This is a genomic window from Limimaricola soesokkakensis (assembly GCF_900172345.1).
Classification (GTDB): Bacteria; Pseudomonadota; Alphaproteobacteria; order Rhodobacterales; family Rhodobacteraceae; genus Limimaricola; species Limimaricola soesokkakensis.
Window position 1 is genome coordinate 1 of sequence record NZ_FWFY01000020.1, and the last position, 12911, is coordinate 12911.

Here is a 12911-nt window from a genome sequence, read left to right on the forward strand (position 1 = left end):
AGCCCGGCCTCCTGTTCCTTCAGCATTCCAATGATCTGCTCTTCCGCGAAACGCGATCGCTTCATGTCCGTCTCCTGAGTTGGACGGACTCTACCCCAAACTGGAGGAGGAACAGGGTCTCAGGTCAGAATGTCTCGGAGCCTCGCCAACTCTTGGTCCACGGTGTTCGGATCACACGACGTCTCGAGCAGTCGGCGGAGCCACATGCTCTCGTATCTGAGCGCATCCGAGCAGACCCTTCGCCCACGTGTCATGGTCTGGAACCACACGGCTGCCTCTGTGGCTTCGAGCCCTTTCTCGAGCAGCGCGAACGGGATGCTGTGAATGGCTGCGCTGTCCTCAGACCATGCGTCCATCGACCAGCTGGGATGCCTTCGGATTAGCTGCGCATGGGTCTCAATCGTCCCATCATCTGCGAGCCAAGAGAGGCCAATCTCGACCGGCCAGCTGTCGGCAGCAAGAGATGAGGCCTCGAAATCCAGAAAAACCAGATCGTTAGTGTAGTCGGTCATGTGGCGCGGTATCCGAATGTGGCTCGGTATTCACTGAAGGATACCGGTACGCATTCGCAAATACCGCGACATACCGGTGCAAGGGATCATCGTGAGCGGCGCAGGACGGAACCTGAGCGCGGCTGCTCCAAACGCAGTAAGTTATAGCGACTTATAGTGTTTCTTCGTATAATTGGGCACCTCTGGAGATCTTAAAGATTGCGGGCAAGTTCGGCGACAGCGTCTGGGTCGCAGTCTGATATCAGCCACTCGATGGGCGAGGCCATCTTGCCGGCTCGCATCAGCTGCGGCTGGGGCGTCATGAAGAATGCGTAGATCGAGACAGGGCTGATGTCTTTGCTGATGACACCGAGAACTATGTCGATGCCCGGTAGTTTGCCGCCCTCGATCAGTTGGAAAGCCAGCACGCGCCAGTGGTCGCCGCTAAGCCAGACGCCGAGCAGGTAATCCACCTCCTGCCAGCTCTCGGTATTTAATCAGCTGACTTATCGGACATGAGCGAGCTACGCCCGTCGGCATGCCGCACACGCCCGAAAACCCCGCCCTAATTGCCCTGCCCGCCGATGTCGCCGGCTCCGGCAGCCTCGACCGCCTCCTCGACACCGCCCGCGGCTACGCCGATCACGCCGTCGCCGAGACCACCCGCCGAGCTTATGTCCGCGACTGGGCGGCTTTCGCGCGCTGGTGCCGATTGAAGGGCGCCGACCCCCTGCCCCCCTCGCCAGATCTGGTCGGGCTCTACATCACTGATCTCGCGGCACCCGTGGGCAAGACGCGCGCGCTCTCAGTCGCCTCGATCGAGCGCCGGCTCGCCGGTCTCAGCTGGAACTACGCGCAGCGCGGAATGCGGCTCGACTGCCGCGACCGGCACATCGCGAGCGTCCTCGCCGGCATCCGCCGCCGCCATGCGCGGCCGCCGGCGCAGAAGGAGGCGATCGGGCCCGACGATCTGCGCGCCATGCTCGCCACCCTCGACCACGACCTGCGCGGGCTGCGCGATCGGGCGATGCTGCTCATCGGCTTTGCCGGAGCGCTGCGGCGCTCCGAACTGGTCGGACTCGACCGGGCCAAGGACGACACCCTCGACGGCAACGGATGGGTCGAGATCCTCGACGCTGGCGTGCTGGTCACCCTGCGCGGCAAGACCGGGTGGCGCGCGGTGGAGATCGCGCGCGGATCGAGGGACGCGACCTGCCCGGTGCAGGCGCTGGACCGCTGGCTGGACTTCGCGAAGATTGAGGTCGGGCCGCTGTTCACCGCCGTCAGCCGGGACGGGAGCCGTGCGCTGGCACGGCGCCTGAACGATCGCCACGTCGCCCGACTGGTGCAGCGCACGGCGTTGGCGGCGGGGCTGCGAGCGGATTTGCCGGAGGCCGAGCGCCGAACCCTCTTCGCCGGCCATTCGCTACGCGCCGGACTGGCCTCGTCGGCCGAAATCGACGAGCGGCATGTGCAGAAGCAGCTCGGTCATGCCTCGGCTGAGATGACCCGCCGCTACCAGCGAAATCGGGATCGGTCCCGGGTGAACCTGAGCAAGGCGGCGGGGCTGTAAGCGAGGGAACAGAAGCGATCCGAGTATGACATACCCTTATCGATGACCGTCGGTCGCATTGTGTAATGTGCCAAACACCCGGAGGTCAAACATGGTCATAGATATCAAGCTATGAGCTGAGACACATGCTGAGCGGCTGCGCGATTGGCATGATCAAGCGCCATTGTGAAATTCGTTCCGGCAGCAAGTTGCCCCACCAACGCGCCGATGAAGCAGTCGCCTGCACCATGCGTCGAGACGAGTTCGACCTTCTCGGCCGGCAGGGCCGCCCGGTCCTGCCCGCATTGGAATGCCACGCCATCGCCCCCGGCCGTGACTACGGCACAAGGAAAACGCGCTGACAGTATTTCGGCCGCGGCCGCAGCAGAATCCAGAGACGACACGGCCATCCCGCACAGGCTCTCGGCCTCGAGCGCATTGACCACGAGTATATCAACGAGATCCAAGAAGCCCGCGCTCATGGCCCGCCAAGGCGCCGCGTTGAGGCAGACCGCGATTCCATGCGCCCGCGCTGCACGTGCAGCGGCAATGTTGATCTCTTCCCGCACCTCGTTCTGTAGAACCAGATGGGTGGCACCTTCCCACAGCGCGTCCGCGGCAAGCGCCTGCTCCGCGATCTCAAGATTCGCCCCGGATACGATGACGGCGCCGTAGTCGCCGCTTGCATCGGAGACCGCCACGCTCATGCCCGAGCGGGTGCCAGGCAGTCGCGCCACATGGTCAGTCAACACACCTTTCTCGGACAGCCGCTCCAGAAGAAAGGTGCCGAAGTCGTCGTCCCCAACCGCCGACACCATGCGCGCCTCGCGCCCCTCGGCCGCGATGGCCACCGCCTGGTTGCCGCCCTTGCCGCCGAACTTGGGGTGCCAGCGATGGCCGGTCACGGTTTCGCCCGGCGCGGGACGGTGGGGAGCCTCGACAAAGATGTCATAGTGAAGGCTGCCGACGACAACGACGGCACCGGGGGTCTTTTGCATGGGGTCTGATCCTACTTGTCGCGCTTGCCACCGATCGAGCGCATCGTCTTGGCCAGACGGGCCTCGGCGGTCGGAAAGTCGCGCTGCGCCACCGCGACGAAGATGGCGTCCATGATGTTGAGCTGCGCGATCCGCGCGGCCGCATTCTCGCCCAGAAGCGGAGAGCCTTGCGCGGTCGAACACAAGGTGACGTCCGCGATCTCCGCCAAAGGCGCATTCGAATAATTGGTGAGCGCGATGGTGCGCGCCCCGTTGGCCCGGGCGAGCCGCGTCGCTTCGAGCACAGCAGAGGTTGCGCCCGAATGCGAGAAGGCCACTACCACGTCCTCCGGGCCAAGCAAAGAGGCCGACATCAGCATCATATGCGCGTCGTCCTGGACATTGGCGCGCAGGCCGATCCGCAGGAACTTGTGTGCCACATCCCGCGCGATCTGCGCCGAGCCGCCCAGCCCGTAGAAGTCGCGATTGCGCGCTCTGTGCAGCAAGGCGGCGGCTCGCTCGAACGCCTCCATGTCGAGGATCGACATGGTTTCCTCCAGCGCCTGGACGGCGGTGTTGAACACCTTGCGGACGATGTCGGCTGCGCTGTCCTCGGGCGAAATCTCCGCATGTAGCGAGGCCACGTCGGACTGGCGATACTCCACCAGTGCCTCCCGGAAATCTCGGTAGCCGTTGAAGCCGAGCTTCTTGGCGATCTTGACGATCATCGCGTCCGAGACGCCGGCCTCTTCGGCCACCTCGCGCAAGGAGGTAGTGAGATCGAGATCCGCACGCCCTGTCATGGTGTCGACGACCCGCGCCTCGAGCGGTGTCAGCGACGGCGTCCGCATCCTGACCTGAGCGCCGACAGTGCGCGGATCAATCTTCATGGTTTCAGCCTCTCCCCCGCGTGGCACGGTCAATCAACATGGCAAGGATGATGATAATGCCGGTGGCGAGGAGTTGATAGAACGCCTGCACGTTCATCAGCGTCAGGCCGTTGCGCAGCGAGCCGAGGATCACCGCCCCCAACAGCGTGCCGACAACCGACCCCTTGCCGCCCATCAGGGAGGCGCCGCCGATCGCCGCCGCCGCGATGGCGTCGAGCTCCCACAGGTTGCCCATGGTGGGATCGGCCGCTCCAAGACGCCCCGTCAGGATGAGGGCGGCCACCGAGGCCAATCCCCCCGACATCACGTAAACGGTGATCTTGGTGCGCGCGACCGGCACGCCTGCAATCCGCGCGGCTTCCTGGTTGCCGCCCACGGCCAGGATATATTCACCGAAGGGGCTTCGGTTCAGCACCACCCATAGCAAGGCCGCGATCACGCCGATGATGACGACCGGCACCGGTACACCCAGGACATCGCCGTTGATCACCGCGCGGAACTCCTGCGGAATCCCGAAAATCGGGTTGCCGCCCGTGAAGATCAGCGCCAGCGCTCGGTAGAGCGATAGCCCGCCCAGCGTGACGATGAATGGCTGCAGTCCGGCGAAGGCAATCAGCGTGCCATTGAACAGGCCGCAGGCCATACCAGTGGCGAGCGCTGCCAGGATTGCCAGGGGCACCGGCACGCCAGCGGCCATCAGAGCCGCGCCGGCCACGGCCGATAGGGCAGCGGTGGGGCCAACGGAGAGATCGATGCCACCGGAAATAATCACGAAGGTCATGCCGAGCGCGATGCAGGCGTTGATCGAGGATTGCTGCAGGATGTTGAGCAGGTTGGGCGCCGTCAGGAAGACCGGGTTGAGGCTCGCGAAGACGATCAGGATCAGGACGAGGCCCAGAAGCGTGCCAGCATCGCGCAGGCTCAGGGACGCTGGCAGGACGGACCGTAGCCCGCGGGCTGGGGTTGTGGCGTCGGTGGTGTCGGTCATTTTGGAGCTCATGCGGGTTCGGCGGCCAGGGACCGGCCACGGCGTTTCGATTGGGGAATGGCGTGAGCGGCGATGTTCGCTTCCGTGATCTCGGCGCCTGCCAATGTGGCCGCGATCTGACCTTCTCGCATCACCATGACGCGGTCGGACAGACGCAGGATTTCCGGCAGCTCGGAGCTGACCACCAGGATCGCCTTGCCTTGGGCGGCCAGCTTCTCGATCAGATCGTAGATTTCGGACTTCGCGCCGATGTCGATGCCGCGGGTCGGCTCGTCGAACAGCAGGATGTCCACGTCGGCAGCGAGCCAACGACCGATAATGGCTTTTTGCTGGTTGCCGCCCGAGAACTGGCCGATGGCGCGATCGACATTGGGTGGGCGCAGGTTCATCTGCTGCATGAGGTCCGTCGCCTCCTGCCTCAGCACCCGGCGGCGGATCAGTCCCATTCGGCTGAAACGGCGCATCGAGGGCAGCGCGATGTTGGAAGCGACCGAGCGATCGCGCACGATGCCGTCCTTCTTGCGTTCCTCGGGCACCAACCCGATGCCTGCCGCGATCGCCTCACGCGGCGAACGGAAGGTGTGCGCTTGGCCATTCACCTGGATGCGACCCGAGCGCGCCCGGTCGATGCCCGCCACGAGACGCAGCAGTTCGGTGCGCCCCGAGCCAACCAGGCCGGCAAGCCCCAACACCTCGCCCCTGTGCAGCGTGAAGGACGCGTCCCGGATCATGCGGCCGTCGCCGAGGCTTTCCACCCGAAGCGCGGGGGTGGCGGTGGCATGGCTCACGTGGCGCTCGTGCTGGATGTCGCGACCGACCATGCGCGAGACCACCTCGGCCTCGCTGGTCTCGGCGAGATCCACCGTCGCGATGAAGCGGCCGTCGCGTAGGATCGTCGCGCGCTGGCAGACACGGAATACCTCGTCCATCTTGTGCGAAACGTAGATGATCGACACGCCTTCCTGGCGTAGGCGCTCAATCAGTGCGGCGAGGCTTTCGAATTCGGACGGAGTGAGCGAGGAGGTCGGCTCGTCCATGGCGATGATCTTCGCCTCGTAGAGCAGCGCCCTGGCGATTTCGACGATCTGCTGCTGCGCCACTTTCAACTCGTGGATCGGGCGCGCCGGATCGATTGTGGGATCAAGATCGGCCAGGATCTCCCGGGCGCGGGCTTCCTGGGCACGGCGAGCGACAAGCAGGCCGCCCGCCGCCTTGAGGGGCCGTCCAAGGTAAAGGTTCTGAGCAACGGTGAGAGCCGGGATATGCTGAAGTTCCTGGTGGATCATCGCGATCCCGGCGGCGCGCGCATCGCCTGGGCGATGGAGGTCGAGCCTCTGGCCATCGACACGGATTTCGCCCGCGTTGGCCTTGAGTACGCCCGACAAGACGTTGAGCATCGTCGACTTGCCGGCACCGTTCTCGCCCAGCAGGCCGTGAACCTCGCCAGGGCGCACGTCGAAGGAGACGCCGTCGAGCGCCTTGATCCCAGGGAAGCCTTTCTCGATGCCTGCCACTGCAAGGCGCGGGGTTTGGGAAACCATGTCGGATCCTTCCGGATACGGGCGGCGCGCGCAGGGAGGTACGCGCGCCGCCTCTGGGATGCCGGTTACTGCGCGAGCAGCGTGTCGCGCAGCGCTGCGGTATCCTCGACAGCATACTGCTCGATGTTGTCGGCCGTGATCAACGCTTGCGGTGTTGCCACCACACGCGGCAGGTCCTGCCCGGCGACAAGACGCAGCGCAACCTCCATCGCCACCTCGCCGGTGAGCACCGGGAAGCTGTCGACCGTGCCAGTGAGATCACCGGCGCGGATCGAGGCGTAGGCGTCCGAGATGCCGTCGGTGCCGAACACCGCGACCTGCTCCTGCAGGCCGGCATTCTTCACCGCCTCGACCACGCCGAGCGCCATGCCGTCGTTGTTGGCGTAGAAGCCGATCAGATCCGGATGCTGCTGCAGAATCGTGGACGCCGCGTCGTAGGCCTGCTCGCGGCTCCAGTTGGCGGGAACGCTGGCCACCACCTCGAAGCCCTCGGCCTCCTCGATCGTCGATGTGAAGCCATCGGTGCGCTGGCCGGCGGCGAAGACGCCGGGCTGGCCCTCGATCACCGCGAGCTTGCCGCCCTCGGTGTTGTCGATGAACCACTGCGCCACGCGCACGCCATTGTCGCGCTGCACGTTGCCGACATAGTGCTCGACCGAGGGAATGACCGCGTCGTTGACATTGAGCACGGGGATGCCTTGTGCACGTGCTGTCTCGAGCGCCGGCTGCAGGTTGTTGTCGGTCTGCGGCGAGAACAGCAGCGCGTCGTAGCCCTGAAGGATCATGTTCTCGGCGATCGAGAGCTGGCCAAGCTGATCCCCTTCCGAAGGTGCGGCCTGATAGGCAAATTTCACGTCGTATTCCTGGGCAAGGTTCTCGTAACCCTCACCCAGAGACCGCCAGTATTCGTTGGTCAGCGTCTTGGAGACGCCACCCACCGCAGTGCCCGCCTCCGGCGCGGGCAGCTCGCCGAAGCGCGCGTCGAGCTCGCTCCATTCCATCCGATCAGGCTCCTCGTCGGAATTGAGCGGGGCGAGATCCTGGGCCATGGCGACATTGGCCATGCCCAGAACGGTGCCTGCCATCAGCAGGGTCTTCAGCTTCGCGGTCATCAGGTTTCCTCCCTTTACGATGATCTTGGGACTTGTGAAGTCGGGTCAGGCGCCGGCCAGAATGCGCTGGATCGCGCGTTGGGCGGCGGGCGAGTTCTGCGTGGCGATGGCGCCATGCAGCGCATTGTCGGCATCGACGCGGTCGGCCATGCCCATCAGGCGCTCGACCATCTCGATATTGGCGGCGCACTCCTCTACCGGATCGATGCCGGACGCATCCGGGAAGGTGTCGAAGTAAATGACGCCGTCGTAGCCGTCGCGGCGGATCCGCCAGAGCAGTTCCAACGTGGCCTGGGGATGCACGGACCCCACCATCAGCCCATCGTCGCGCTTGGCATAGCCGTCATTGAGGTGGACGCCCAAGAGCCTCGAGCGACGCGCGATCAGGGTTGCGGCGAAAGCGGGCATCTCGTCCGCATACAGCACGTGGGCAAAATCGAGCGTGACCCCGAGATTGGGCGCTCCCGCCTCGTCGATCGCCAAGAGCGTCGTGGCCACATCGGGCAAAAGCGCGAAGGAGCGGGGCTCGTTCGCCTTGTATTCAATGGAAATCATGCAGTCCGGGGCATGCTCCGCCACTTCGCGGATGGCGCTCACCTCGTCGTCCCACATCTGTCCATAATCACCCTGGAAGCTGTAGTCGAAACCGTCCTGCCCCATCCACAGGGTCATCAGCGGGGCGTCCATCTCCAGCGCCGCGTCGATGCCCCGCTTGGTCAGGTCGATCGCCTCACGCCGTACAGCCCTGTCGGGATGGGTAAAGGCGCCGAGCTTGAAAGCGGGGTTCGTATAGTAGCGCATGGCGAGACCGTTGATCCCGAGCCCCATGGCCTCGATCTCTTCCTTCACGGCCCGCGGGTCATCCGTGACGTGGTCGGGATAGTTCAGATCGACATGGGTCAGGCCCGGCACCCGCGCGGCACGGCGTGCCATCATCAGCGCCGTGGGTTTTCCCTGCAGATCTGGCCACTCCATCTCGGCCTTGGCGGCGAATGAATTCAGGCGGGTCGCGAATCGTGTCATGGTGCCTCCAACTTTCTTTACGAATATCCGTAAACTCGTGAAGATCGCAAGAGGAATTTGCTGGCAGGTAGGAGGAGGTCGAATGCTTAGACGACAGGAGCCGACAGAGTGGCGCCGTGGCAGTCTGCGCGCTACTCCTTGAAGCCCGTCTGCTCGGTAGACGATTGAGTTCCTGTCGGTCCATGCCATCGGCCCGGAACGAGGCAGGGGCCGATGACCGGGCCGAAATGGTTGGGGACCTCTCGTCGAAGAGCGCGGAGGTCCAGTGAGCCCCATTATCGAACATGAGCGTGCTACGCCCATCACCATGCCGGACACGCCCCAAATCCCCGCCCTGATCGCCTTGCCCGGCCACGTCGCGGGCTCCGGCCGACTCGACCGCCTCGTCGACACCGCCCGCGGCTACGCCGACCACGCCATCGCCGAGAACACCCGCCGGGCCTATACGCGCGACTGGACCGCCTTCGCCCGCTGGTGCCGATTGAAGGGCGCCGACCCCCTGCCCTCCTCCCCCGAGCTGGTCGGGCTCTACATCACCGATCTCGCGGCACCGTCGGGCAGGACGCGCGCGCTGTCGGTCGCCTCGATCGAGCGGCAGCTGGCGGGACTGTCTTGGAACTACGCGCAGCGCGGGATGCGACTCGACCGCCGCGACCGGCACATCGCCTCCGTCCTCGCCGGCATCCGCCGCCGTCACGCCCGGCCACCGGTGCAGAAGGACGCGATCGGGCCGGACGATCTGCGCGCCATGCTGGCCACGCTCGGCCACGACCTGCGCAGTCTGCGCGATCGGGCGATGCTGCTCATCGGTTTCGCTGGCGCGCTGCGGCGCTCGGAACTGGTCGGACTCGACCGGGCCAAGGACGACACCATCGCCGGCAGCGGCTGGGTCGAGATCCTCGACGCCGGCGCGCTGGTGACGCTGCGGGGCAAGACCGGCTGGCGGGAGATCGAAATCGCGCGGGGCTCCAGCGCCGCGACCTGCCCGGTGCTGGCGCTGGAGCGCTGGCTGGACTTCGCGAAGATCGAGTTTGGCCCGCTGTTCACCGCCGTCAGTCGCGACGGCCGCCGCGCGCTGCCACGCCGTCTGAACGACCGCCACGTGGCGCGGCTGGTGCAGCGCGCGGCACTCGCGGCGGGGCTGCGGCCCGACCTGCCCGATGCTGAACGCCGGGCCCTCTTCGCCGGGCATTCGATGCGCGCAGGCCTCGCGACATCGGCCGAGATTGACGAGCGCCATGTCCAGAAGCAGCTCGGCCACGCCTCGGCCGAGATGACCCGCCGATATCAGCGCAGTCGGGATAGATTCCGGTTCAATTTGACCAAGGCTGCGGGACTGTAGCGGGCCCCCATGCCTCAAATTTAGTGAGGACGGCGTCCACAAGACACGGGGCTATCCAGCTTGAATAGACCCGTCTCTTGTAGACGCCTTCTTCGCTAATTTTGAGGCAAGTAAGCCATGATGGGCGGCGGCGGGTTCAACGATCAGAGCAAGCGGGAGGCGACCTCGAAGAGCGCCGAGCGAGGTGGCTCGGTTTGGGTCATGTCGCAGCAACTCAGGGCCAGCCCATGTTCGTTGCGCGCTCGAAAACCTTGTCTCGCTCGGCCTGCCTGACCATGAGGCGAGTTCCGGCAGGCGCAGGCGGCGCCGAGCCTCGCCGCCGATACCGGGTTTGGCATCGGGCCGGGCAGTCAAGCTGCCCCGCCCCCTCTCTCAGACCCCTTTGAGCGCCACGGCGATGCCCTGACCCACGCCGATGCACATGGTCGAAAGCGACATCTCGCCCGATGTCAGATCGAGCGCGGCGGTGCCGGTGATCCGTGCACCCGACATGCCCAGCGGGTGGCCGAGCGCGATGGCGCCGCCATTGCGGTTCACCCGCGCGTCGTCATCGGCGATGCCGAGATCACGGAGCGTGGCGAGCCCCTGGCTCGCGAAGGCCTCGTTCAGCTCGATCACCGCCAAGTCGTCCGGCGTCAGCCCGAGCCGCGCCATCAGCTTCTTCGAGGCGGGCGCGGGGCCGAAGCCCATGATGCGCGGCGCGACGCCCGCCGTGGCACCGCCGAGGATGCGCGCGATCGGGGTCAGCCCATGCTTCTTTGCCGCCTCGGCCGAAGCGATAATGAGCGCCGCCGCTCCGTCATTGACGCCCGAGGCGTTGCCCGCCGTCACCGAACCGCCCTCGCGGAACGGAGCGCGCAGCTTGGCCAGCGCCTTGAGCGAGGTGGCGCGGGGATGCTCGTCGGTGTCGACGATCTTCGGGTCACCCTTGCGCTGCGGGATCTCCACCGGGGTGATCTCGCGCGCCAGCCGCCCCGAGGCGATGGCTTCGGCGGCCTTGACCTGGCTGCGCAGCGCGAAGGCGTCCTGATCCTCGCGCGAGATGGCGAAATCCTCTGCCACATTCTCGGCGGTCTCGGGCATCGAGTCGACGCCGTATTGCGCATTCATCAGCGGGTTCACGAAGCGCCAGCCGATGGTGGTGTCGAAGATCTCGGCCGAACGCGAGAAGGCGGTCTCGGCCTTGCCCATCACGAAGGGCGCGCGGGACATGCTCTCGACCCCGCCGGCGACGATCAGCTCTGCCTCGCCGGCACGGATGGCGCGCGCGGCGGTGATCACCGCGTCCATGCCCGAGCCGCAGAGCCGGTTCATCGTGGTGCCCGGCACCGTCACCGGCAGACCGGCGAGCAGGGCCGACATCCGGGCGACGTTGCGGTTGTCCTCGCCCGCCTGGTTGGCGCAGCCATAGATCACCTCGTCGACGGCGTCCCAGTCGACACCCGCGTTGCGCGCCATCAGCGCGCGCAGCGGGATTGCCCCCAGATCGTCGGCGCGGACCCCGGCCAGAGCGCCGCCATAGCGGCCGATCGGGGTGCGGATGTAGTCGCAGATATAGGCGTCGGTCATGTCAGAGCTCCGGAACGGTGAGGGCGGCCACGGGGCCGTCGAGATTGAGCGTCGCGCCGGTCACGGCCTGCAGATCGCCCAGCGTGATCGCGGCGAGCTTCTCGCGCAGCACGAAGCGGCCCGCCTCGATATCCACCACGGCCAGCGAGGTGTAGACCCGTGTCACGCAGCCCACCCCGGTGAGCGGCAGCGAGCAGCGTTCCACCAGCTTGGGCGCGCCGGTCTTGGTGAGGTGGTCGGTGATCACCGCGACGCGCTTGGCGCCATGCACGAGATCCATCGCGCCGCCGACTGCGGGCACGCCGCCCTTGCCGACGCTCCAATTCGCGAGATCGCCGTTTTCGGCCACCTCGAAGGCACCGAGGATGGCCACGTCGAGATGGCCGCCGCGCACCATGGCGAAGCTATCGGCGTGGTGAAAGAACGCCGCGCCGGGATTGAGCGTGACCGCCTTCTTGCCGGCGTTGATCAGGTCCCAGTCCTCCTGCCCCGGCGCTGGCGCGGGGCCAAAATCGAGGATGCCGTTCTCGGTGTGGTAGATCGCCTTGCGCCCCGCGACCTGGTAGCGCGCCACCATCTCGGGGAAGCCGATGCCAAGATTGACGTAAGAGCCGTCCTCGATGTCCTGCGCCGCGCGCCAGGCGATCTGCGCGTTGGACAGCTTGATGTTCGCGATGTTGCTCATGCGTAGACCGCCCCCTCGATGTTGAGATCCTCTTCCTGGCGCGCATCCGGCACCGCGATCACCCGGTCGACGAAGAGCCCCGGGGTCACGACATGCTCGGGATCGATCGCGCCGGGTTCCACGATGCGGCTCGCCTGCACGATCGTCGCGGCGGCGGCCATGCACATCAGCGGGCCGAAATTGCGGCCCGCCTTGCGGTAGACGAGGTTGCCGTGCCGATCGGCGGTCTCGGCCTTGACCAGCGCGTAGTCGGCCTTGAGCCAGCGCTCCTGCACGTAGCCGCGCCCGTCGAACTCCGCGGTGGGTTTGCCTGCCGCCAGCTCCGTGCCGAAAGAGGTCGGCGTGTAGAAGGCGGGAATGCCCGCTCCGCCCGCACGGATCCGTTCGGCCAAGGTGCCCTGCGGCACCAACTCCAACTCGATCCGGCCGGCAAGATAGGCCTCGGTGAAGGCGCGGGGATCCTTGGACTTCGGAAAGGAGCAGATGATCTTGCGCACCATGCCGGCGTCGATCATCGCGGCGATGCCGATCCGGCCGTTGCCGGCGTTGTTGTTGATCACCGTCAGATCGCGCGGGCCGCGATCGATCAGCGCGTGGATCAGCTCGATCGGCGCGCCCGAGCCGCCGAAACCACCGATCATCACGCTCGCCCCGTCGGGGATGTCGGCCACCGCGGCGGCGGGGCAGTCCCATGTCTTATCCATTCCTCGACCCCCTTGAGACGCCGCACCCGCGCGGCTC

The 12911-nt window shown here is 66.1% G+C and carries 13 protein-coding genes; 2 read left to right on the top strand and 11 right to left on the bottom strand.

Going from position 1 to position 12911, the window contains the following annotated elements:
- Positions 1-119 precede the first annotated feature (119 nt).
- Positions 120-512 carry a hypothetical protein gene (locus tag LOS8367_RS17775; RefSeq protein ID WP_085897884.1) on the bottom strand — a complete coding sequence of 131 codons (393 nt, stop codon included), beginning with the start codon at positions 510-512 and terminating at the stop codon, positions 120-122.
- A 191-nt stretch (positions 513-703) separates the two neighbouring features.
- On the bottom strand, positions 704-964 hold the full coding sequence (locus LOS8367_RS17780; protein ID WP_085897885.1) for a hypothetical protein: 261 nt from the start codon (positions 962-964) through the stop codon (positions 704-706).
- A gap of 65 nt (positions 965-1029) precedes the next feature.
- Here LOS8367_RS17780 and LOS8367_RS17785 point away from each other — a divergent pair, with 65 nt between their 5' ends.
- Positions 1030-2064: a tyrosine-type recombinase/integrase gene (locus LOS8367_RS17785; RefSeq protein WP_085897886.1), complete on the top strand. Its 1035-nt coding sequence runs from the start codon at positions 1030-1032 to the stop codon at positions 2062-2064.
- Between the two features lie 104 nt (positions 2065-2168).
- On the opposite strand, the gene LOS8367_RS17790 is transcribed toward LOS8367_RS17785, so the two are convergent.
- From LOS8367_RS17790 to LOS8367_RS17815, 6 genes are all read right to left on the bottom strand, one after another.
- A complete protein-coding gene (locus LOS8367_RS17790; RefSeq protein WP_085897887.1) occupies positions 2169-3041 on the bottom strand; it encodes a ribokinase in 873 nt (290 codons plus the stop codon).
- A gap of 11 nt (positions 3042-3052) precedes the next feature.
- Positions 3053-3910 (bottom strand): MurR/RpiR family transcriptional regulator, encoded by an 858-nt coding sequence (locus LOS8367_RS17795; RefSeq protein ID WP_085897888.1) that lies wholly within the window; start codon positions 3908-3910, stop codon positions 3053-3055.
- A gap of 4 nt (positions 3911-3914) precedes the next feature.
- Positions 3915-4898 carry an ABC transporter permease gene (locus tag LOS8367_RS17800; RefSeq protein ID WP_085897889.1) on the bottom strand — a complete coding sequence of 328 codons (984 nt, stop codon included), beginning with the start codon at positions 4896-4898 and terminating at the stop codon, positions 3915-3917.
- Between the two features lie 8 nt (positions 4899-4906).
- Positions 4907-6412 (bottom strand): sugar ABC transporter ATP-binding protein, encoded by a 1506-nt coding sequence (locus LOS8367_RS17805; protein WP_242665646.1) that lies wholly within the window; start codon positions 6410-6412, stop codon positions 4907-4909.
- A 92-nt stretch (positions 6413-6504) separates the two neighbouring features.
- Positions 6505-7551 (bottom strand): sugar ABC transporter substrate-binding protein, encoded by a 1047-nt coding sequence (locus tag LOS8367_RS17810; RefSeq protein WP_085897891.1) that lies wholly within the window; start codon positions 7549-7551, stop codon positions 6505-6507.
- 45 nt (positions 7552-7596) lie between these two features.
- The gene (locus tag LOS8367_RS17815) at positions 7597-8574 is read right to left on the bottom strand and encodes a sugar phosphate isomerase/epimerase family protein (protein ID WP_085897892.1); all 978 of its coding nucleotides are present in this window, start codon (positions 8572-8574) and stop codon (positions 7597-7599) included.
- Positions 8575-8881: 307 nt separating this feature from the next.
- Between LOS8367_RS17815 and LOS8367_RS17820 the strand changes: the two genes are divergently transcribed.
- Positions 8882-9916: a tyrosine-type recombinase/integrase gene (locus LOS8367_RS17820; protein WP_085897893.1), complete on the top strand. Its 1035-nt coding sequence runs from the start codon at positions 8882-8884 to the stop codon at positions 9914-9916.
- A 372-nt stretch (positions 9917-10288) separates the two neighbouring features.
- Here the strand turns inward: LOS8367_RS17820 and pcaF are convergent, their stop codons facing one another.
- The 3 genes from pcaF to LOS8367_RS17835 are packed head-to-tail and all read right to left on the bottom strand — an operon-like array spanning position 10289 to position 12874.
- Positions 10289-11485: a 3-oxoadipyl-CoA thiolase gene (pcaF, locus tag LOS8367_RS17825; protein ID WP_085897894.1), complete on the bottom strand. Its 1197-nt coding sequence runs from the start codon at positions 11483-11485 to the stop codon at positions 10289-10291.
- Between the two features lies 1 nt (position 11486).
- Positions 11487-12170, bottom strand: coding sequence for a 3-oxoacid CoA-transferase subunit B (locus tag LOS8367_RS17830; protein WP_085897895.1), 684 nt, complete (start codon positions 12168-12170; stop codon positions 11487-11489).
- Entirely contained in the window at positions 12167-12874 is a 708-nt protein-coding gene (locus LOS8367_RS17835; RefSeq protein WP_085897896.1) for a 3-oxoacid CoA-transferase subunit A, read from the bottom strand. Before LOS8367_RS17835 ends, LOS8367_RS17830 begins: the two co-directional genes overlap by 4 nt.
- Positions 12875-12911 lie beyond the last annotated feature (37 nt).

Excerpts from the sequence above, each read along its gene's own strand:
- LOS8367_RS17775 (WP_085897884.1), bottom strand. The coding sequence starts at position 512 with ATGACCGACTACACTAACGATCTGGTTTTTCTGGATTTCGAGGCCTCA.
- LOS8367_RS17785 (WP_085897886.1), top strand. The coding sequence starts at position 1,030 with ATGCCGCACACGCCCGAAAACCCCGCCCTAATTGCCCTGCCCGCCGAT.
- LOS8367_RS17790 (WP_085897887.1), bottom strand. The coding sequence starts at position 3,041 with ATGCAAAAGACCCCCGGTGCCGTCGTTGTCGTCGGCAGCCTTCACTAT.
- LOS8367_RS17795 (WP_085897888.1), bottom strand. The coding sequence starts at position 3,910 with ATGAAGATTGATCCGCGCACTGTCGGCGCTCAGGTCAGGATGCGGACG.
- LOS8367_RS17800 (WP_085897889.1), bottom strand. The coding sequence starts at position 4,898 with ATGACCGACACCACCGACGCCACAACCCCAGCCCGCGGGCTACGGTCC.
- LOS8367_RS17810 (WP_085897891.1), bottom strand. The coding sequence starts at position 7,551 with ATGACCGCGAAGCTGAAGACCCTGCTGATGGCAGGCACCGTTCTGGGC.
- LOS8367_RS17815 (WP_085897892.1), bottom strand. The coding sequence starts at position 8,574 with ATGACACGATTCGCGACCCGCCTGAATTCATTCGCCGCCAAGGCCGAG.
- LOS8367_RS17820 (WP_085897893.1), top strand. The coding sequence starts at position 8,882 with ATGCCGGACACGCCCCAAATCCCCGCCCTGATCGCCTTGCCCGGCCAC.
- pcaF (WP_085897894.1), bottom strand. The coding sequence starts at position 11,485 with ATGACCGACGCCTATATCTGCGACTACATCCGCACCCCGATCGGCCGC.
- LOS8367_RS17830 (WP_085897895.1), bottom strand. The coding sequence starts at position 12,170 with ATGAGCAACATCGCGAACATCAAGCTGTCCAACGCGCAGATCGCCTGG.
- LOS8367_RS17835 (WP_085897896.1), bottom strand. The coding sequence starts at position 12,874 with ATGGATAAGACATGGGACTGCCCCGCCGCCGCGGTGGCCGACATCCCC.